Origin of the sequence: Vibrio ruber DSM 16370 (assembly GCF_900163965.1) — a bacterium.
Classification (GTDB): Bacteria; Pseudomonadota; Gammaproteobacteria; order Enterobacterales; family Vibrionaceae; genus Vibrio; species Vibrio ruber.
This window is the reverse complement of the sequence record NZ_FULE01000068.1, coordinates 1-19,005: the sequence shown is the minus strand read 5'-3', so window position 1 is coordinate 19,005 and position 19,005 is coordinate 1. Positions and strand designations below refer to the sequence as shown.

Here is a 19,005-nt window from a genome sequence, read left to right as displayed (position 1 = left end):
CATGGACAAAAATCGTTATTTCTACGCACAATTGATCTTCACCCTGCTGGTGTGTGCATTTTTGATTATCCCCGTAGTGATGTCGGTCATGGCCGGTTTAACCCAGAACTATTTCGTCGGCCTGAAAAGCGGGCTCACCTTACAGTGGGTTGAACAAGTCTGGTCAATGTATGCCGATACGGTCTGGCTGACATTGAAAATCGCGTTAGTCACCACCGCGATTAACGTGATGGTCGGTGTGCCGTGTGCCTACTATCTGGCGCGCTACCGCACCCGTTTTTCGCTGTGGTTCGAAGAATGCCTGACCTTACCCATTGCCATACCGGGTATGGCGATCGCACTGGGGCTGATTTCAGTCTATGGCGGCTTTCACGACTTTCGCGCCAGTTGGCTGTTCATTTTAGTCGGCCATGTCATTTTTACTTTGCCGTTCATGGTCAAGGCGGTACTGGCGATTCTCACCAGCATCAACTTTCGCGTACTGGAAGAAGGTGCAGCCAGCCTCGGTGCCAGCTTCACGCAACGGTTTATGCATATCATCGTGCCCAACTGCATGACCGGCATTATCAGTGGCGTGCTGATGACGCTGACCCTCTCTGTCGGTGAGTTTAATCTGACTTGGATGCTGCACACCCCACTCACCAAAACGCTGCCGGTCGGACTGGCCGATGCCTACGCGTCGATGCGTCTTGAAGTGAGTTCTGCCTATACCCTGATATTTTTGGGTCTGATTCTGCCGCTGCTGATTCTGGCTCAACTGTTTAACCGAAAAACTCAGCGTCGTTAACCGACAGCTGCATGAAAGTGATATTGATATGAATATAGCGAAATCCAGTGTTGCGATGACTCTGAAGCAGGTTCAGAAGACCTTTGCTGATGGCACATTGGCTCTCAAGCCTCTTGATTTACAGGTCGAAGCCGGTGAAATTTTAGTGCTGCTCGGCCCCTCCGGCTGCGGTAAAACCACCACCCTGCGCCTGATTGCCGGGTTAGAGTTTGCCGACCCCGGCGGCACCATTCATTTTGGCGAGCGGGATGTCACCCACCAACCCATCGAGCACCGCCAAGTCGGGATGGTGTTTCAGTCTTATGCGCTGTTTCCCAATATGAATGTCCGCGACAACATCGGCTATGGCTTGCGGGTCCGCGGTGAAAACAAAGCGCAGCGACAGGCCAAAGTCGCGGAAATGCTGACCATGTTCGATCTCGAACCGTATGCAGAGCGTGATATCAGCCAGCTCTCCGGCGGACAACGCCAGCGCGTAGCTCTGGCACGGGCGATTATCACCGAGCCGGAGGTGTTATTGCTTGATGAACCCCTTTCCGCCTTAGACGCCCGTCTCAAACAGCGGCTGCGGATTGACATTCACCAGATGCTTAAACGGTTAGGTATCACGGCGATTTATGTCACCCATGATCAGGAAGAAGCGATGGTAATGGGCGATCGGATTGCCGTCCTCGATCACGGTGAAATTGCTCAGATCGGCAGTGCGGAAGAGATTTACCTGACACCGAACAATCACTTCGTGGCAGACTTTATCGGTCAGATCAACTGTTTTCATGGCAAGCGTGAGGACAATGCATTCATCCTCGGCGATGTCTCCGGCCAAGGGCAAACACAACAGCTACGCCTGAGCGAATCGCACTGCGCGCAACTCGATGAGGGGCAACCGGCCACCGCGATGGTACGCCCGGAGGATATCCAAATCCTTGATGCAGCAACAGACAATACCCTCCTCGCACAAGTGCAAAGCAGTACTTTTTTAGGGGATCGCACCCGTGTGCAAGTCACAATCCCCAGCCTTGATGAACTGCTGATGATCGACTGTTTTGCCCGCCGTCATTATCAGCCGCAGCAATCTGTTTACTTATCCATTGCGCCTGAGCGCTTGGTTTTTATTGGAGACCGTGAATGCTAATCGCACAGTTAACCGATTTACATATTAAGCAGTCAGGCAAACTGGCGTATAAAAAGGTCGATACATTAGGTTGTCTGCGTCATGCGATTCATCATATCAACCGGCTCAAGCCAATGCCTGACCGGGTGATCATCACCGGTGACTTGGCAGACTTCGGCACCCCTGACGAATATCAACTGCTGGTTGCCGAGCTGCAACGCTTAAAACCGGTAGTGCGCGTCATTCCGGGCAATCATGACAACAGAACGCATTTGCGTGATGCATTGCAAGGCTGGCTCGCGTTTGACACACCGGTATTTTGTAACTTCAGTGAGCATGTCGGCGGCTATCAACTGATTGGGCTGGATAGTTCCGTACCCGGTCAGCCTTATGGCATGTTGAGTCAAGCGACACTCCGATGGCTTGATGAACAACTCTCGGCAACGCAACATCATCCGGCATTGCTATTTATGCACCACCCGCCGATGACGGTCGGGTTACAACATATGGATGTGCAAAACCTCCAGAACAGTGATGAATTATATCAAGTATTGCAATCTCACCCGCATGTGGCCGGGATTGTTGTCGGCCACATACATCGCCCGATTGTAGCGACGTGGCATCGAATCCCCGTCTGGGTCGGCCCGTCTCACAGCCATGCCGTGACGCTTGATTTAGATCCCCAAGCGCCCGCTTGTTTCTCACTGGAGCCGGGAGCCATTCAGTTGTTCCGTCTCGAACCGGAGGGAATTTGCAGCCATATCAGTTATATCGATGCGGTTGAGGGGCCTTATCCGTTTTTCGATGAGAATCATTGTTTGATAGATTAGTTGGTTTTTTGGGGTGTTTTTGGAAGGTGTTTTTTGGGTATGGCGTGGAGGTTTGGATTGGTAATGCTGTGGTTTGGTGCGCAATGACTTTCTTCGATCTCATTGGCATTTTCGAAAGCGCCCCAGTTCCTTTTGATGGATGTCAAAAGGAACCAAAAGCATCTCCCTCAGCCAAGGCGGGGGAATAAGATTGGTCATGTTGTGGTTTGGATTGGTAATGCTGTGGTTTGGTGCGCAATGACTTTCTTCGATTTCATTAGCTTCTTCGAAAGCGCCCCAGTTCCTTTTGATAGATGTCAAAAGGAACCAAAAGCATCTTTTTTGAGTTCAGCGCACGTAATCAGGGTCGGATTGATTCGCATCCTGCTCACGAAAAGCTTAAAATTCATCCATGAATTTTACCCTGAGAGCGTCGATCAATTTGGCTTCGCCTTAAAGAGATTTCACCCAATTCAAACAAACCACCCAACAAAGAAAACCATTCAAGGAAGAATGGTTAGGCTTTTCCGGGCAGGACGCCCGTAAAAGCTGGTTCTGGACAACGTGCGGCCAAGCCCAACAAAAAAGATTTTCTGGTTCGTCTTTCATCTCTGAAAGATGAACTGGCGCACTGAGCACTGATGCCTCTGATATTGAGGAACGCAACTGTGCGTCAAATTTAGGAGCCAAAGGCTAAAAAGGCTAAGAAGATAAAACTTGTGATGCAGGTATTTGTTGACCACTTGGCATCTATACTTCCTTTTGATTAATAACCCGCATTCAGCGGCTTGTCCGCTGCAATGCTTTGTCATAACTTATCCTGAATGTTTCGTATCTGCTGAATCATTGAATCCATCGTCTGCTGCAGTTCATGCAAAGCATCACTTGTGGAAGCTCCTTTACTTTCAATTATTTCGATGAAATTCTTGAATGCTTCTATTCGATTAAAAACAGATCGATAATTGACCAACTGCTCTTTTAATGCGCTTAAATATTCTTGGTCATTACTATATGAAAGCTTGCTGGGAACATGCATCTCACGCTTTCTATTTTTTAGATAACTAGTAACTTCATTGTATTCTCGCCAAGATCTCACAAATTTAATGTTATTTGAGTATATCCCCAAAACATGTCTGATTCCTTCTTCCTCGTTTTCTGGGCAACATATAATTTTAATCGCTGAATAAGGGAATACTAAACCTCTATCTTGTGCATTTTCATATCGCCACTCTCTCTCCCACATAAAGCCTTGGCTTGCTTTGTTTTCTAAAAGAGGCATCATCAGTGGATATGCTCTATTAATGAGTGAAGGGAGGCGTTCTCTAAGAACAGGGTCTTGCAATTCAATTTCTTCAAGCCGATGTTTTATGACAATAAGGTCATTTTTTAGCTGCTCATCGGCATAAATACAAGGCCTAGCACCAAGCTCTGCTAGCTCACTTTTATCTAGCCCAATTCCAAACAACTGATTTTGTCGCCACCTGTTGAAGCTACGATAACGAAAGAAGTCTAAACAAAAAGTAGGTGACTCAGTTAAGCAAACAACTTCTGCAGTATAATTTCTGTCCTCTCCTTGTGCTTCTGGGATAGCTGACTTTAGAAAACCGCTATTTTCTGGAAAAGCATCCATGTCAGGAGATAAAATAGACAATATTTCTTTTCGACCAGTCATGTGAAATAAGAATGGCGACATGTCAGGTTTTTCGACAGGACTGAGCCGAAAAGTCGGAGTATCAATTTTATACTCAGCCCATCTCACATTACTAGAATATGGTGGCAATGCCATTGCCTTCTCCTAAGTTATAACGCCAAGCACAGCAGCACTTTGCTTGCTGCCTCAGCAAACTGATAACTTTAAACCACATATGTCCAAATTATTAGTGTCTACTGGTGCGTATTGTTAAGTTACTCAGCCACCGGCCTTGAATACGTAATGGTATCAATCAGATGAATTTCGCAGCCTTTAAATAAGACTCTCTTAAATTGCTGTACCGCTTTATAAGTAGCCTCAACATTTTCAGGATTTAACGCTTTATCCCAAGGGCATTCCATCTGCTCAAAAAGTTGTTCTCTCGTTTGTGCATCAGTCGTAATTTGTTCGCTAGGTTTACCATGAGCAATAGAATCCCTGAGTTCTTTCAACTGCCATAAAACGTTATATATGCCTACACTTGAATCAAATTCTTGTCCCGCAAAAGCACATACTCTCTTTATTTTATTTTTATATGAATCTCGTTCTTTCCATTCATCAATTCGTTTTGAACCTACGAAATTAATAATTGCTTCAACAGAAAAAGAAAGTGATATTAAACATGCAAGGCAATCCAAGCCAAGGCCATCATGCTCTCGACTCGCAACTTTAGTGCGAATCGTTGATATTTGATGATAAGCTAAATTTAATAAATCATTATGAGGATATATTTTTACGTGTTGCATTTAACCTTCCGGTAACTTAACAGTTTATTATACAGAACCACTCTATGAGAATACTTCTGTATAACTTATCGCTATTCGATAAAATACTTCACGTGATCGAATCAAAACATCAATGAAACACCATTATCAAACAGAAATTACAGCTCTGTGCCGTCTAACCTACGTACAACTGATTCGCCCACGCTACCGCCATTCGAACTCATTACGGATAAGCGCCATTGGTTCGTGAATAAGCATCTAAACACCCTACATAGGATTTAATAAGTTACAGAGAATATCCAGAAAAAATTGACACAAACATGACATTCTTTGATGTAGGTAGGGTTTGCAGGAAACTGCAACGTTTAAACAGTCAGTAAAAGTGATGATGGGGGGAGAAATGGTGGCTCTGTGGTAAGGATGTCAAAAGGAACCAAAGCATCTTTTTAAGTTCAGTGCGCTAATCAGGGTCGGATTGATTCGCTCCTGCTCACGAAAAGCTTAAAATTCATCCGTGAATTTTCCCCTGAATTCATCGATCAATTTAGCTTTATTGATTCAGAGTTTCACCCAACTCAAAACAGCCACCAAACGAAGAAAACCATTCAAGGATGAATGGTTAGGCTTTTCCGGGCAGGACGCCCGTAAAAGCTGGTTCTGGACAACGTGCGACCAAGCCAAACAAAAAAAGATTTTCTGGTTCGTCTTTCATCTCTGAAAGATGAACTGGCGCACTGAGCACCGATGCCTCTGAAATTGAGGAACGTAATTGTGCGTAAAACTGCAACGCCGGAGGCTGGAAAAGTAAAAGGGTGATGCTGAGTTTGGGACGCAATGACTTTCTTCGATTTCATTAGCTTCTTCGAAAGCGCCCCAGTTCCTTTTGATGGATGTCAAAAGGAACCAAAAGCATCTTTTTGGGTTCAGTGCGCGTAATCAGGGTCGCTTTTATTCGCTCCTGCTCACGAAAAGCTTAAAATTCATCCATGAATTTTACCCTGAGAACATCGATCAAGTTGGCTTTATTGATTCAGAGTTTCACCCAACTCAAAACAGCCACCAAACGAAGAAAACCATTCAAGGAAGAATGGTTAGGCTTTTCCGGGCAGGACGCCCGTAAAAGCTGGTTCTGGACAACGTGTGACCAAGCCCAACAAAAAAGATTTTCTGGTTCGTCTTTCATCTCTGAAAGATGAACTGGCGCACTGAGCACCGATGCCTCTGAAATTGAGGAACGCAACTGTGCGTCAAATATAGGAGCCGGATACTGAGAGAATCAAAATACAACGATCACTCAATCCCCGATTCTCCCCCGACAAACCTGTTCGGTTAACACCTGTAAGCGCTGCACTTCTGTCTCCAGATAATTCAACTCTTCTTCGGTAATTTCATAATGCTCCGAATAACGCGCATCAATATAGGCTCGTTGCAGACGCCGGAAGCTGCGGCGGTGGAATTTGTTGTCCATCGGGAAAATCTCAGCAAAGGCCAGATCGATTTGTGAACAAAATTTCCCCAACTTTTCGATATTGTGGGATTTGGGTAAGTAATTGGTGCAGGTCAGCAACGTGCAAGCGAAAAACCGTTCCGTCGCTTGATGCAAGAGAAAAGCCGCCTGTTTTAACTTGCCGCGATTTTTATCAAATCGATAAGTCACCAGAAAATCAGAAGCACTTTCAAACCACTGCTCATAATGCTTACGGGCAATCTCCCGCAACTCGGTTTCGCTTAAATCTCCCGGCATCGCCAACGGCTTCGGCGTTGCGGCAAACAGTTCGATACCCTCTTCACGGATATCCTTAAAAAAATAGTGACCCTGTTGCAATCGCTCATTCACTTCCTGCAAATCATGCACAATCAACCCGAGCGGTGCGGATTTTACTCTCCGGTCAATTTGCTCTTCGGCCCGCTGCCAAACCACGTCTTCCTCGACCAAAGCAGCTTTATTCACAATCACCAGAATATCGTAATCGCTGATATAACCATTGACCGGATCTTTGACCCAGTTACCTTTCGCATGGCTACCGAACAGAATGATTTTCAGAATACGAAATTCACTCTTACTCGCCGTTTTGCCCTGAAGGTAGTCTTCCAGCGTGTCACGCAGAATCGTTGAAATCGTAGCAAGCTCACGCTGTTTGTATTCCGGCAGATGGTCGAGGGATGTTTTCATAATAGCAGCATTGGGTGGTTGTGGATGAATAGCGCTAGCATAAAAGAAGCATTCAACAAAAAACACCGTTTATCATCGTTTTAGCACGGCTCAAAGGTAAAATGCGACGCGGTTCTTTTTTATTTTTTGCCTTTATGATTGTCTCCGCACCCGGCTTCGAGTCATGACACAATGCCCTTCTCTGAATTCTGAGACATGGGGGCTGACACAGAATGTTGAACAGTCTCTGCAATTGTGGGTCAATTTATGATACCGATGCATATTGATAACAGGATTATATTTAGTAATGACGAACCAACTCAATCATCTTAGGATCCATATCATCAAGTAGACTTACCAACTCTCGGACTGATTTGCCTTTTTCTGTTTTAGCATCAGGGTCAGCACCGAAATCAAGCAATAGTTTCATAACTTCATACTGATAAGGTTTGTTATCAAATACCATATTCAAAGGTGTTGCATCATCACTTGCTTGATGTTCAATTAACTCATCCGCCCCGTTTTCCAGCAGTAACCGCATCCCTTCAATATTTTGTTGTCGTACAGCATAAATCAGTGGTGTATAGCCATAACTATCAATTGCGTTGACATCCAAGCCTTGGTCAATCAGATACTGAATTGATTCGAGTGGTGTTCTTTCCTCTAGTTTTGTAGAGGGAGACATAAATACGTGATGTAGGTATGTCCAGTGCTCTGATTCCGTGACTTCATGAATATCAGCACCTTTATCAATAAGCGCTTTGACTTCATTAATATCACCATCCAGTACAGCATCGTATAATTCGTATTCGTAACTCATTATGTCTTCCTGTTTTTCAAAAATTTTCTCATATCTCTGAGAATTTTTCTTAAATCATCACTGCCCGGCTTCTCATTCACATGACTCAGATTGGTCTTAGCATCCTCAATAAGAAAATAGTCAGGATGTGAATTCACAAAATCATTCAATTCTTCCTGAGTCATTCCCATCTGGTCAGCGGCTCTGAGTAGCCGCCTGTTTTCCAGACCATATTTATGTCCATAATGCCAGTCAGTGATCACTCGACCACTCTTATCAACAAACTGACCATTGAGTTTTCTTGCATTGGCTTCAATCTGTCTTTTGGTGTCAGCCCGAAGGGATGTGCGATTCAGTTCTGGCTTGGGATACTGACTCGCACCAAACTGACCATTCGGCTTGCGGATTTGGTGACTATACACCACATACAACGGTGGTAACCCAGTCTCTGCCGGAAAGGTCAGAATATAGTCTTGTAAATTCGCATCAGCAATTGGCGTGATGTAGGTGTTGTCAAATTCTTGCCCTTGCTCCGCTTTCGGATGGATCCAGATATCGTACTTTTCCATCTCCGGGATGGGAATAACAGGGAGGCCCTCTTGAGGTGATTAAATTGTGGTTTGGTGTGTTCAATAGTAAATCTGCTGGTTTGGTGCGCAATCCCGTTCTTCGATTTCATTAGCATTCTCGAACGCGCCCCAGGTACTTTTTCAAGGCCGAAAAAGTACCCCAAAAGGCCTAGGTTTAAGTTCAGCGCGCGTCATCAGGGTCGGATTGATTCGCATCCTGCTCAAGCAATCCTGAAAAATCATCCGTGGATTATTTAACGCCAATTATAACCAAATGATTTTATTGAAATTAATTGAAGTTTTGCTTATTAAAAAAACCAATTTTATACACACATTGCTACACGCAATTGTTTTGAATAATCATATACTTACATGAACAACAATGAAGTGCCTAATTTAAGGTTTGCTTGATTTTTAAACATATTGACTATCTTTGCAAGCCCTGATTTTGCAGGAAAAGGGCTGATACAAAAAGAGCCACGACATCATGCGACTCTGAATCGGTTCCGTTTTAAACAATAGCTTTACTTATGATTGGGCTTTATTTAGTAATGACTGACTAATTCAATAATCTTAGGATCCATATCATCGAGTAAGTTAACAAGCTCTCGGACTGATTTTCCCTTTTCTGTTTTAGCATCAGGATCAGCACCGAAATCAAGCAATAGTTTCATAATTTCATACCGATAGGGTTTGCTATCAAACACCATATTCAAAGGTGTTGCATCATCACTTGCTCGGTGTTCAATTAACTCATCAGCTCCATTTTCCAGTAACAGCCGCATTCCTTCAATATTTTGTTGTCGTACAGCATAAATCAGTGGCGTATAGCCATAGCTATCAATTGCGTTGATATCCAGCCCTTGGTCAATGAGGTATTGGACAGACTCAATCGGAGGACTTTCCTCTGGGTCTGTAGACGTTGACATCAGGATTTTATGCAAGTAACTCCATTGCTCCGATTCTGATATTCTGTGAATGTCTGCACCGTCTTTAATCAATGTTTCAGCTTGTTGTATTTGCCCATTCCTCAAGGCCTTAAAAAGCTTATACTCCGGTCTTTCGGTATATTTCATTTTAATCGTCTCTTCTCTAAAAATTTGTCCATATCTTCAAGAATTTTTTCTAGGTCATCACTGCCCGGTTTTTCGTTTGCATGACTAAGGTTAGTTCTGGCGTCTTCAATCTGAAAATAGTCAGGGTGTGAATTCACAAAATCATTCAATTCTTCCTGTGTCATTTCCATCTCATCAGCGGCTCTGAGTATCCGTCGATTTTCTAAGCCTTTCCTATGTCCATAGTGCCAGTCAGTGATCTCACGACCGCTATTATCCACAAACCGACCATTCAGTTTTCTTGCATTGGCTTCAATCTGTCTTTTGGTCTCAGCCCGAAGAGATGTTCGGTTTAGCTCCGGTTTGGGGTATTTACTCGCCCCGAACTGACCATTCGGTTGACGCACTTGATGACTATATACCACATACAGTGGTGGGAGTCCGGTATCTGCCGGAAAGGTCAGAATGTAGTCTTGTAAATCTGCATCAGCGATTGGCGTGATGTAGGTGTTATCAAATTCTTGGCCTTGCTCAGCCTCCGGATACACCCAGATATTGTAAGTTTTCAGGTCAGGAATGGGATTGACAAGGATTGGTTTACCACCAAAATCGCCACTCATCGGTATCCATTCAATAGTGACATCCGGCTCTAACTCAACGACAAATTTATCACCGACCCGAGTCACTTCACGTTTGGGAATATTCACCCCATTGACATGATAACCGTAAATCCGATTATCAGCATTGAACCCTAAGCGGATATTGGTTTCAACCGTGGTTTTATCCATCAGGTCATTTTCATTGTACAGCGTGCCGTCACCAAGCTGGCTGGGCATAAATGCGGCCAGAATGCCAGCGCGACCGACAATTTTCATCGTCAGGTTTGGTAGCTCTGCCAGTGCTGCACCGCCAATACGCGTTAAAAAAGCGTCTTCAGTCGCTGCCGTCCCAACCCCCTGACCAATCGCCAGCGTATAGGCCGCATACTCACCCAGAGATGAGAGTTGCTCTCTTTGCGTACCGATATTACACGTTCCTCTCGGCACAAGGGCAGATTTTGCAAAACGAGAGGGTTTGATTGGCGGCTTGTTAAACGTGTCTTGCCATGATGACGGGGGCAGTTGAATGTTCTCTGATTCCTGTAATCGTTCCTGACGCTGTTTTGCCAGCCGCTGCGCTAAAGTGAGTTTCACTTGATTGCGTTCAACATAAGGCTCGGTATACACCGAGGCGTTAACATTGCCGACGTAAGATGAGCCAATGCCATGATTGACCAGCTCAACCCGTGCGGTATAGGCCTTGTATGCCAGCCAGTCGAGCTGAGGCTCAACCTCGGGATTGACTCGCCAGTATTGATTGCCCCATTCATCCCGATCCCGAATCAATAAGGGGATGGATGGTGTATCAGTGAGTAAGACTTGATGACCGCTGCGAAGCTGCTCAAGAAAATCAGAACAGCGCATTCCGGCAGGCGTCACGGATTTTATATCCGATTCGTTCAGGGATGAAAAATCCCCTTCAACCTGAGCAAATTCATAACTCATCAGGTTGTAGATTTGGATGGTTTGATAGTTCATTTGACGTTGTTTATGTATGAATTCAGTTCATATCGATATAGGAGGAGCATTGTACAACAGCACAATAACAGATGATCCATTATCAATAGAATCAGATTGTTAATGTGGTTTACATTCCATAAATAGGGGGATTTACTGCCTTATTGATGAATAGTAATCACGTTGATGCTATTTCTCAGCTTTTGATCGTTCATAAATCCCGTCGAAAGAGACAAGCTGAACTTCGATTACCCCACCAAAGTATTCAATTTTGACTCGTGGGTCATCTTGCTGTTTTAGCTGAGCGCTGAAGGTTTCATAAAGGGATGCAATAAACTCTCTGACAGGTTGATCAGCATCAAGCAGAGAGTGAGATGATTTATCTTGTTTCATAAGCCTACCAACATCGTTTGTACCCAATGAGCGATGACGCGATGCAATCGCTTCTGTTTATTCTTATCTATATGAATGATTTATATTTTGCTCTCCATTTCTAAAAGGAGAAACACAATGGAAATCAATCAAATTATTCTTAATAACAACCTGTTCAGATTTTCTTTGTATAAGAATCATCAATCTGAATCAGAACATGTGGTCATTTTCCTGCTTGGTGCTTTACAGGACATCGAATCTGTTGATTCATTCTCTCGTAAATTTTCTGAACATCTGGATTGTTTAACTATTGAGATTCCGGGAACGGGAAAAACCACCCCATTGGATTCAAACATTAGCATCAGAGAACAGACATTAATGCTATTAGAGTTCATTCACTATATGGGTATAAAAAGTGCTCACCTCATTGCTATATCATATTCAACGGCCATTGCTGTAGAGTTATGTGACCTATGGCCTCATGTTTGCAGTTTGTCTATTTGTGGTGGTGTTCCGGGCATACCAAAGTCCGGTAGGCAAGCCACAAAAAAAATGATTGCTGCTGCAATGCAAAGTCAAGAAGAATTCGCCCATACATTTACCCATTCAGTGACTGTGAATAATCCTAATATTCCCAGAAATAAAACCATCATCAAAGCAACAAAAAGGAGTATATATAATTTATCACCAGATCAAATTGATATATTTTTTGAGAATTCAATTCGATTATTGGTTCACAATCCATCTCATGTAGAAAATATAAAAATACCCTGTACAGTCTGTGTCGGAGAATATGACCCATACGCAACCGTTGAAATTGTCAGGGATTTTTCAAATCAATTGAAAAATAGTAACTTCGTGATAATTAAAAATGCAGATCATCTTGTCCATTTACAGCACCCAGATAAAATTTATTCTGCAATGATCGCGCTAGCATCATCATATGTTTCTATCGAAAAATCATTGCAAAATCTTACTAACTAAGAGTTTATATTTTTAAATTTATATGAGGTATGGTCAACCCAAAATTTTGTGCATTTTGAGTTGTCCATGCCCACTCAATGGTAAACATATCATTTTACTTATATAGTTCTGATAAGCTAATCAAAACCTTTGTCATCGGACCCCGTTCGTGGTGTTTCAGTCTTCTCAAGGCTTCAACTAATAAAGAATCTCGTACATGTTGAACCTGTCTAAGTTTATGAAATTCAGGAAAAGTTTTCATTGCACTGGTAAAATTGGCATGAGAATCGAGTTTGAAACCAAGTTTTGCTCTAAATCCTATAGATGCAGGCATAGGAACAATTCTATTAATGTCTTCTAACACATGATATTGGTACTCTGATAAACCAATCAAACGAGAAGCTGTCTCTACTGAGATATTGTACTCTTTCCTGAACTGTCTTGCTGTCACCGCAACAGAACGATAGTAGTCTATTGCAAACTCTTCGATATCTAATTTCTCAGGTGGTAAGAGGTCACTATGATCTTCAATCACCCCATATTCTGATTCTAACTTTTGTCTGAATTCTAGAAACTCTGATTTAGACGTATCACTTAACATGCTAAAAATCATATTTAGAAATTGATTGAGCATTTCGGTAGGTAAACGCCCCAGACAGATTAATGCTTCAACAGCGTTATCGTCCATACCTCGATAAAACTCTTTAATTTTAAAACCATAATAAAATGCAGTCATCGGAACCATCGTTACCCATGAGTATGCAGCAACAATATGAATAGGGCGCATCGACTGATAACTTTGTTGCATGTAACGTTTTAACGTGTTCCCGTTAATGCCTGAAAATCTTTTTTCCAATTCTCTAAATGTTAATTTTTGAGTATGCCTCACATAAGACATTGCTACTGAAATATTAGAATTGAAACTTTTCATTACTTCATTTAAATGAGCAATCTCTTGCTCAGATACTACTAAAACCTTCTTATTTCCATATTCAGCCATATATACTTAATCCAACTGTTAAAAATTGATATTCCATTAATTACATAGATGTAAAGGTTATTAATTTTTTCAGATATGTCAATCTTGTTTGTGTGTCATTTTTGCTCACAATATCTATGGATAATTAATTTTACATCATCTGTTCAATATATGTTTTCACTAAACTCTATTATTAATTTACGCAAAATACACTTATTCACAGAACTCCAAGTTAAAAGAAGGCGCTAAGCCGGACTCTATCCGCCATGCAAAGACACGGGTGATGAATTCACGTCCGGCAGTCATCACCCCTTTTAAAGCCCTGACCAGTTCATTATCACAATATTGGCTGGTTTTCACCGCTCCGGTGGTTTGGTCAACTGAAAGCTCATAGTAGGGCTTAAATACCTGTGCTTGGCGCTCACAGAACACACCGCCCATTTGCTGCGTGTAAGTCTTCCAGTCGCCTTTGTCGGCAGCTTCGATGATTGCTTTGGCTCTTTCCGGTAAATTCATAATGTCTTTTAATCTGCGCAATTCACGCCAGACCGTGACCGAACAGCCGCCAAGTTGCTGAAACTGACGAATGCCCCAACAGGCCGCCCATGCGTCCACTCTGGCCGCAGCTTCTAACGGGTCTTCGCCATAGATGCCACATTCAAGGTTTTCCCCGTCGATATTCTTGGATATGTATTTGGCAATGTAGCCGGTCGCTGAGCCTTTGTTCGGGTCGATTTTCACTTCGGTAAAGCGGTGTTTGTCCGCTCCGGTCTCGTCACCGTCTTCTCTCAGGGCATAGTCACGCATGATATCAACCATCTTTTGATATTGGTGCTTTTCGACAAATAACAGTAAATGCCAGTGTGGGGTGCCGTCGTGTTGCGGCTCAGCCACCCGAAAGCCATAAAAGCGGATGTCTAACCGATTCAATTTGGCTCGGATGAGTTGCCACTGTTTATTGAGATAGGCTTGCCCGTCTAATGGGGTCAATCCTTCCCACTTGGGATTGATATCGCCTGATTTGGAATAACTGCGGTGATACTTTGACGGACAGGTGATGGTTAAAAAGGTCGCTTCATGCCCTAAGTCTTGCGCCAACTCTTCAAAGCCTCTGGCTCTGACCATCAGCTCGCCTTTTCTGATTTTCGGGTCTGATACACCTTTTTGTGACAATTCCAGTAATGAGAAGCGCTGGCCTTGCTCATTGACCGCAAAGGTATTCGACAAGTATTCATGTTGATAGGCTTTTTGTCTGATTCGGGCTTTCAGCGTCAGACGAGAGCAATACAGACTGGTTTTCTTGTTCACCTGATTGAGATGATGCAGCACCGTTTCAATATTGCGTCTGAGCGATTTTCTCAGTTTACGTAACCACCACTTTGCATCACTGTAGCGTCCCATTTCACCATGGAGGGAATAGCTTTCTGTGGGAGTAATCCCTTGCTGACGGATAAAGCCGCGGACGGTCTCAAGAGCGAGTTCATCATTGAGAAATTGACGACGCAAAGCAAACACGGATTGAGCCAGATGCTTGGCTTTCTCGCGTAAGTCATCCTCACTGAGATTCAGTTCCAGTTGGCTGACAGGAACGGACAGCTTAGCCGCGATTTGTTCCGTGGTCGTTCTTAAATAGGTATTGCGCTCAAACTTGGTTGGCTTGCTGAGATACGATTTCAGCAGTAGTTTTTGTATTTCTACCGGAAAGCAAAAAAGCCTTTGCTGAACAAAGGCTCTGTCATCCCACGCGATTGATGAAAGGTCAATCTCGGTCTGAATCATGGTATCTGTTTTTGTCATTGGCTGGCTTTCCCTTTTGGCGTCAGGGAAAACTCATCCCAACGCTGACCAAAGAAGTTGACCGGAGTGAAACTAATCAGTCCGGCCTGATAGAGCTTTTCAACCGTGCCTTGAAAGACTCGTACAGGTAACCGGGTTTTCGGTTGAATGTCGCCTTTCATCGGCCCGTAGTCCGAGCAGACTTTAAACGTCCGCCCGCTCTTCATCCATTTGAGTAAAGTGTGTTGCTCTTGAGTCAGTTGAGGGATTGATTCAGACACGACAACCCCCTTCCTGAGCCAGATGCTCAAGCTTGGTGTGATTGTCCAGCCACCGGTCTAAATCTTCTTTGAGGTAACGAACCGAACGTCCGATTTTAATAAACGGTGGCGCATCGGTGCGGTTGGTGCGTAGCCCTTCCATACGGGACTGTCTGAGGAATGAACGGCTCATACCGATATAAGCTGCGGTTTCCTGCTCGGTATAAGCACGTTTTTCAATTGATAGGTTTATGGTTGTCATCGGTGAGTCTCCTTGGTTGATTGAGACTCAAACCATAAGCGTCGCAAACGTCATATGACGCTATCAATGACGCTGACAATGACGTTATGTTTTTCAGGTTCGTTTGACCAGCTTGCGCACCTTGTATACGGTATTCTTGCGAAAGGCTTCATAGCCCATTTCGTTTTCTGTCTCCAGCCCTTTACCGAACCAGCAAATATCATCAGCGCTCATCGATTCAATCACACCATCGACATCATACTGACGCGCTCCGCCTTGCCGGAACTCAGTGCGCATCATATTCCAGATTTTATCGGCTCGGGCGTCAGGGTCTTGTTTGAGTATCCGGTAAACGATTTGCTCAATGGGATGGGTAAGTGCTTCCAACTGAGAAATTGCGGGACTCTGAACACTATTTTCTGCCATAGAGGACTGATGCTGACCACATAGCCGCTCAATGGCCTCTATATCCAGTCGGAGTGATTCCGGTTGGATAACCACCCATGTAGATTGAAAATAGTGGTTGTTGTCAGCCTGCAATTGATTCGGAACATCAAGCGTCTTTCCCCAATCAGCAAGGAGGTTTTTTCCTATCTGAGTAAACGACTGACCTATTTCAACCTGTGCCAAAGCCGGAAATGCAAAATCAGGTTGAGGCATTCGCTTTGGTACAATTCGGTAACGGCTGTGTGCCACTTCCCCGAAATACTCCGCAACACTGCCCCACTGGTTGATTTTATCCGGTTGCAGGATAAACACCTGTTTCAATGTCTGAGCTTTATTCTTTAATGTGAACGCTTGTGAATCCTTTTTGTACAAACGAACCATACCGCGATAATTGAACACACCTAAAACCGTATTAGTTTTAGGATTGAATGCTGCCATCCGATGCAGGTCAACCATTGCACAAAAGGCTAAATCTCCGTTTTCAATCAACGCCAACACATCCCCTTTGGTTAACGGTGTTTTCTCTGAAATCTCATCCAAGCGGATAAACCGACGCTTGTTTACCAACATATGTACAACCCATACTCTGAATATGATGCTCTTATATAACATAACGTTATGTTACATAGGAACCAAGATCGCCTTATGTAACATCACATCATGTCATTGATGTAGATAGATTCGGAAAACATTCCCAATCATTGCATTTGTGGCTGGCAACCGGAACCACAATCCGGTTTACAAAGATTGTGAATCCTCGTTCCCTATATAATGCAACCGAAACCGTTTGTGATTGTAAACCGATTTAGAATCGCAAACGGTATTTTAACCACTTGATACTGTATAGAACAACAGCATTATATTGGGTATATCAAGGCTATCGGATATGGTATCGGTTAGTGTTGGCAACCTTATCCGATAGGGTTTGTGAGTGATAGATAGCTACTCTAATTCAACCGTCTTATTTCTTGTGGGAGGATTTATCTAACTAAATCAACTAAAATATAGATCATGTTATTGCAAAAAAATTGCGATATCATATCCAAAAATTAAATATACAGTGTTTTTGAGAGGGTGGCAGTGCCTAAACGAACAAATTTTTTCCAAAAATTAATCACACAAATATATAAGCAACTTTCTGGAAGCGCAATCGTAACTGAATCAAAGATGCTTGTAGATAAAGACACTGGTAGTCTTGTTGAAGTAGATATAGTCATTGAAAGTCATGTAGGTTTAGTTCCAATTATTATCGGTATCGAATGTACATCAAAATCGAGACCTGCGGATTTGGTATGGTATCGGCAGCTTGTAAAAAAACATGAAGACTTGCCTATATCGAAGACAGTATTGGTTTCAGAATCCGGCTTCACGGAAGATGTTTACAAAAAAGCTAGAATAGATAATGTCGAGCTATTAACACTCGAAGAAGCAATAGATACACGTTGGATAGATTTCATCACAAAAATCAATAATGGAACTGTAGTTCACGTAAATTTTAGGCCGACAAAATTTGGGATTCAAGTTAATGGGGGTGAGGTGAAAGAGCCTACAAAGCTTGCCTTTAGCTATCGTTCGATCATAGAAGAATCTGGTAAACAATATCAATTGGTTGACTATCTAATGAAAGCAGCTCAAGAAATGGGCGTTACAAGATGGGTAATGAAAAATTATCGTAAACTGCCCCCATCATGTAAATCTATAGAGATTTCCTTTATAAAAGATACAGATCCAAAAATAATACTTACAAATAATGAAAGAGTCAGCATAAAGGAATTTGATCTAACACTTGAATTTTATTCCAATGAATCAAGACTGGCATTTAATTCTGGTCGATATTCTGATAGGAATATAGCCTATTCAGAGTTTGATAATATATTTAGCAATTCAAAAGATAAAGGAATCTTAACTTTTGTTGAAAATGAACAGGGAGCAATGATAGGAAGTATCACTTATATGGATGACAATAAAAAAGAAATCAATCTAGAATTACAATTAATACATGATGTACTTAATAAAAAATAAATCACTCAACCTCTCAGTTGAATGAAGATACATTAACTGAGAGGTTGAGTGATAGATCAGTCAGAAATAATTCCATCAGACAATAGAAATTCCCGAATTTTCAAATAATCCAGCCATTTTTCTAACGCTTCTTCCTTCTCTGGGATGTATTGACTTCGGTTATATACACCGCTGACCCCACCGATAGCATGACCTAACAGATGGTCAACCACATGGGGCGGAACCCGTAAGTCATTCATTCGTGTTGCCATCGTTCGACGCAAGTCATGAAATGTCCACAAGCTTTGATGTCCTAATGTTTTCCAGAAAGAGCGCCCTCTGTTACTGACCGAGGAAGAGGCTTTAATCCCACCCAATACATAACCCGTCTTTTCAGTTTCCTGCTTGATGGTTTGTAAATAAGGGATCACATCTTGAGGAATAGGACGAACAATGATTTCTCCGGTTTTACTGTTCTGCTTGGGGACTGTCCATCGTCGGGATGTAAAATCCCATTCATCCCACGTTGAAAGCCGAACCTCTTGCGTTCGTGCACCAAAGATAGTCAACAGCAATGCAAGCCGTTGGTAATAGTCCATCATCCGGTTGGAATGCGTGATGAAATCAACAAAAGACCTTAACTCAGCTTCGGTTAAAACGCGATGTCGTTCTGATTTCGCGGTGCCAACATCCGAGCGAACCAAATCATTGAG

Annotated in this window: 20 protein-coding genes; 5 read left to right on the top strand and 15 right to left on the bottom strand. The window is 43.0% G+C overall.

Annotated elements, in window-relative coordinates; genetic code table 11:
- The first annotated feature begins 1 nt into the window (after window position 1).
- Genes VR7878_RS19475 through VR7878_RS19465 form a run of 3 tightly spaced genes read left to right on the top strand, consistent with a single transcriptional unit; the run spans window position 2 to window position 2,728 of the window.
- Window positions 2–787, top strand: a complete 786-nt coding sequence (locus tag VR7878_RS19475) for an ABC transporter permease (protein WP_077337644.1) — start codon at window positions 2–4, stop codon at window positions 785–787.
- A gap of 28 nt (window positions 788–815) precedes the next feature.
- Window positions 816–1,919 (top strand): ABC transporter ATP-binding protein, encoded by a 1,104-nt coding sequence (locus VR7878_RS19470; protein WP_077337643.1) that lies wholly within the window; start codon window positions 816–818, stop codon window positions 1,917–1,919.
- Complete coding sequence (locus tag VR7878_RS19465; RefSeq protein ID WP_077337642.1) at window positions 1,913–2,728, top strand: phosphodiesterase; 816 nt, start codon at window positions 1,913–1,915, stop codon at window positions 2,726–2,728. Before VR7878_RS19470 ends, VR7878_RS19465 begins: the two co-directional genes overlap by 7 nt.
- A 787-nt stretch (window positions 2,729–3,515) precedes the next feature.
- Here the strand turns inward: VR7878_RS19465 and VR7878_RS19455 are convergent.
- The 9 genes from VR7878_RS19455 to VR7878_RS19415 form a co-directional block, all read right to left on the bottom strand.
- On the bottom strand, window positions 3,516–4,493 hold the full coding sequence (locus VR7878_RS19455) for a hypothetical protein (RefSeq protein ID WP_077337640.1): 978 nt from the start codon (window positions 4,491–4,493) through the stop codon (window positions 3,516–3,518).
- A gap of 119 nt (window positions 4,494–4,612) precedes the next feature.
- Complete coding sequence (locus VR7878_RS19450) at window positions 4,613–5,143, bottom strand: hypothetical protein (RefSeq protein ID WP_077337639.1); 531 nt, start codon at window positions 5,141–5,143, stop codon at window positions 4,613–4,615.
- Window positions 5,144–5,741: 598 nt separating this feature from the next.
- Entirely contained in the window at window positions 5,742–5,957 is a 216-nt protein-coding gene (locus VR7878_RS20960; RefSeq protein WP_139344164.1) for a hypothetical protein, read from the bottom strand.
- A gap of 459 nt (window positions 5,958–6,416) precedes the next feature.
- Window positions 6,417–7,295: a HEPN domain-containing protein gene (locus tag VR7878_RS19440; protein ID WP_139344163.1), complete on the bottom strand. Its 879-nt coding sequence runs from the start codon at window positions 7,293–7,295 to the stop codon at window positions 6,417–6,419.
- Between the two features lie 280 nt (window positions 7,296–7,575).
- The gene (locus tag VR7878_RS19435) at window positions 7,576–8,094 is read right to left on the bottom strand and encodes an ankyrin repeat domain-containing protein (RefSeq protein ID WP_077337637.1); all 519 of its coding nucleotides are present in this window, start codon (window positions 8,092–8,094) and stop codon (window positions 7,576–7,578) included.
- Window positions 8,094–8,642 (bottom strand): GH-E family nuclease, encoded by a 549-nt coding sequence (locus tag VR7878_RS19430; RefSeq protein ID WP_077337636.1) that lies wholly within the window; start codon window positions 8,640–8,642, stop codon window positions 8,094–8,096. Before VR7878_RS19430 ends, VR7878_RS19435 begins: the two co-directional genes overlap by 1 nt.
- Window positions 8,643–9,187: 545 nt before the next feature.
- Entirely contained in the window at window positions 9,188–9,718 is a 531-nt protein-coding gene (locus VR7878_RS19425) for an ankyrin repeat domain-containing protein (protein ID WP_077337635.1), read from the bottom strand.
- On the bottom strand, window positions 9,715–11,274 hold the full coding sequence (locus VR7878_RS19420; RefSeq protein ID WP_077337634.1) for an S-type pyocin domain-containing protein: 1,560 nt from the start codon (window positions 11,272–11,274) through the stop codon (window positions 9,715–9,717). Before VR7878_RS19420 ends, VR7878_RS19425 begins: the two co-directional genes overlap by 4 nt.
- A 168-nt stretch (window positions 11,275–11,442) precedes the next feature.
- Window positions 11,443–11,646 carry a hypothetical protein gene (locus VR7878_RS19415; protein WP_077337633.1) on the bottom strand — a complete coding sequence of 68 codons (204 nt, stop codon included), beginning with the start codon at window positions 11,644–11,646 and terminating at the stop codon, window positions 11,443–11,445.
- A 117-nt stretch (window positions 11,647–11,763) separates the two neighbouring features.
- Between VR7878_RS19415 and VR7878_RS19410 the strand changes: the two genes are divergently transcribed.
- Window positions 11,764–12,609 (top strand): alpha/beta fold hydrolase, encoded by an 846-nt coding sequence (locus VR7878_RS19410; RefSeq protein ID WP_077337632.1) that lies wholly within the window; start codon window positions 11,764–11,766, stop codon window positions 12,607–12,609.
- Between the two features lie 94 nt (window positions 12,610–12,703).
- Here the strand turns inward: VR7878_RS19410 and VR7878_RS19405 are convergent, their stop codons facing one another.
- The 5 genes from VR7878_RS19405 to VR7878_RS19385 form a co-directional block, all read right to left on the bottom strand.
- The gene (locus VR7878_RS19405; protein WP_077337631.1) at window positions 12,704–13,588 is read right to left on the bottom strand and encodes a hypothetical protein; all 885 of its coding nucleotides are present in this window, start codon (window positions 13,586–13,588) and stop codon (window positions 12,704–12,706) included.
- Window positions 13,589–13,780: 192 nt separating this feature from the next.
- Window positions 13,781–15,364, bottom strand: a complete 1,584-nt coding sequence (locus tag VR7878_RS19400; protein WP_235862920.1) for a replication endonuclease — start codon at window positions 15,362–15,364, stop codon at window positions 13,781–13,783.
- Window positions 15,361–15,624: a hypothetical protein gene (locus VR7878_RS19395; RefSeq protein WP_235862919.1), complete on the bottom strand. Its 264-nt coding sequence runs from the start codon at window positions 15,622–15,624 to the stop codon at window positions 15,361–15,363. Before VR7878_RS19395 ends, VR7878_RS19400 begins: the two co-directional genes overlap by 4 nt.
- Window positions 15,617–15,865 (bottom strand): helix-turn-helix transcriptional regulator, encoded by a 249-nt coding sequence (locus VR7878_RS19390; RefSeq protein WP_077337630.1) that lies wholly within the window; start codon window positions 15,863–15,865, stop codon window positions 15,617–15,619. The genes VR7878_RS19395 and VR7878_RS19390 overlap by 8 nt, the downstream gene beginning before the upstream one ends.
- A 93-nt stretch (window positions 15,866–15,958) precedes the next feature.
- Window positions 15,959–16,861, bottom strand: coding sequence for a hypothetical protein (locus VR7878_RS19385; protein ID WP_077337629.1), 903 nt, complete (start codon window positions 16,859–16,861; stop codon window positions 15,959–15,961).
- A gap of 510 nt (window positions 16,862–17,371) precedes the next feature.
- Between VR7878_RS19385 and VR7878_RS19380 the strand changes: the two genes are divergently transcribed.
- On the top strand, window positions 17,372–18,313 hold the full coding sequence (locus VR7878_RS19380) for a hypothetical protein (protein ID WP_139344162.1): 942 nt from the start codon (window positions 17,372–17,374) through the stop codon (window positions 18,311–18,313).
- A 56-nt stretch (window positions 18,314–18,369) separates the two neighbouring features.
- Here the strand turns inward: VR7878_RS19380 and VR7878_RS19375 are convergent.
- The coding region (locus VR7878_RS19375) for a site-specific integrase (RefSeq protein ID WP_139344161.1) at window positions 18,370–19,005 on the bottom strand (636 nt) is incomplete at its 5' end.

Excerpts from the sequence above, each read along its gene's own strand:
- VR7878_RS19475 (WP_077337644.1), top strand. The coding sequence starts at position 2 with ATGGACAAAAATCGTTATTTCTACGCACAATTGATCTTCACCCTGCTG.
- VR7878_RS19470 (WP_077337643.1), top strand. The coding sequence starts at position 816 with ATGAATATAGCGAAATCCAGTGTTGCGATGACTCTGAAGCAGGTTCAG.
- VR7878_RS19465 (WP_077337642.1), top strand. The coding sequence starts at position 1,913 with ATGCTAATCGCACAGTTAACCGATTTACATATTAAGCAGTCAGGCAAA.
- VR7878_RS19455 (WP_077337640.1), bottom strand. The coding sequence starts at position 4,493 with ATGGCATTGCCACCATATTCTAGTAATGTGAGATGGGCTGAGTATAAA.
- VR7878_RS19450 (WP_077337639.1), bottom strand. The coding sequence starts at position 5,143 with ATGCAACACGTAAAAATATATCCTCATAATGATTTATTAAATTTAGCT.
- VR7878_RS19440 (WP_139344163.1), bottom strand. The coding sequence starts at position 7,295 with ATGAAAACATCCCTCGACCATCTGCCGGAATACAAACAGCGTGAGCTT.
- VR7878_RS19435 (WP_077337637.1), bottom strand. The coding sequence starts at position 8,094 with ATGAGTTACGAATACGAATTATACGATGCTGTACTGGATGGTGATATT.
- VR7878_RS19430 (WP_077337636.1), bottom strand. The coding sequence starts at position 8,642 with ATGGAAAAGTACGATATCTGGATCCATCCGAAAGCGGAGCAAGGGCAA.
- VR7878_RS19425 (WP_077337635.1), bottom strand. The coding sequence starts at position 9,718 with ATGAAATATACCGAAAGACCGGAGTATAAGCTTTTTAAGGCCTTGAGG.
- VR7878_RS19420 (WP_077337634.1), bottom strand. The coding sequence starts at position 11,274 with ATGAACTATCAAACCATCCAAATCTACAACCTGATGAGTTATGAATTT.
- VR7878_RS19415 (WP_077337633.1), bottom strand. The coding sequence starts at position 11,646 with ATGAAACAAGATAAATCATCTCACTCTCTGCTTGATGCTGATCAACCT.
- VR7878_RS19410 (WP_077337632.1), top strand. The coding sequence starts at position 11,764 with ATGGAAATCAATCAAATTATTCTTAATAACAACCTGTTCAGATTTTCT.
- VR7878_RS19405 (WP_077337631.1), bottom strand. The coding sequence starts at position 13,588 with ATGGCTGAATATGGAAATAAGAAGGTTTTAGTAGTATCTGAGCAAGAG.
- VR7878_RS19400 (WP_235862920.1), bottom strand. The coding sequence starts at position 15,364 with ATGACAAAAACAGATACCATGATTCAGACCGAGATTGACCTTTCATCA.
- VR7878_RS19390 (WP_077337630.1), bottom strand. The coding sequence starts at position 15,865 with ATGACAACCATAAACCTATCAATTGAAAAACGTGCTTATACCGAGCAG.
- VR7878_RS19385 (WP_077337629.1), bottom strand. The coding sequence starts at position 16,861 with ATGTTGGTAAACAAGCGTCGGTTTATCCGCTTGGATGAGATTTCAGAG.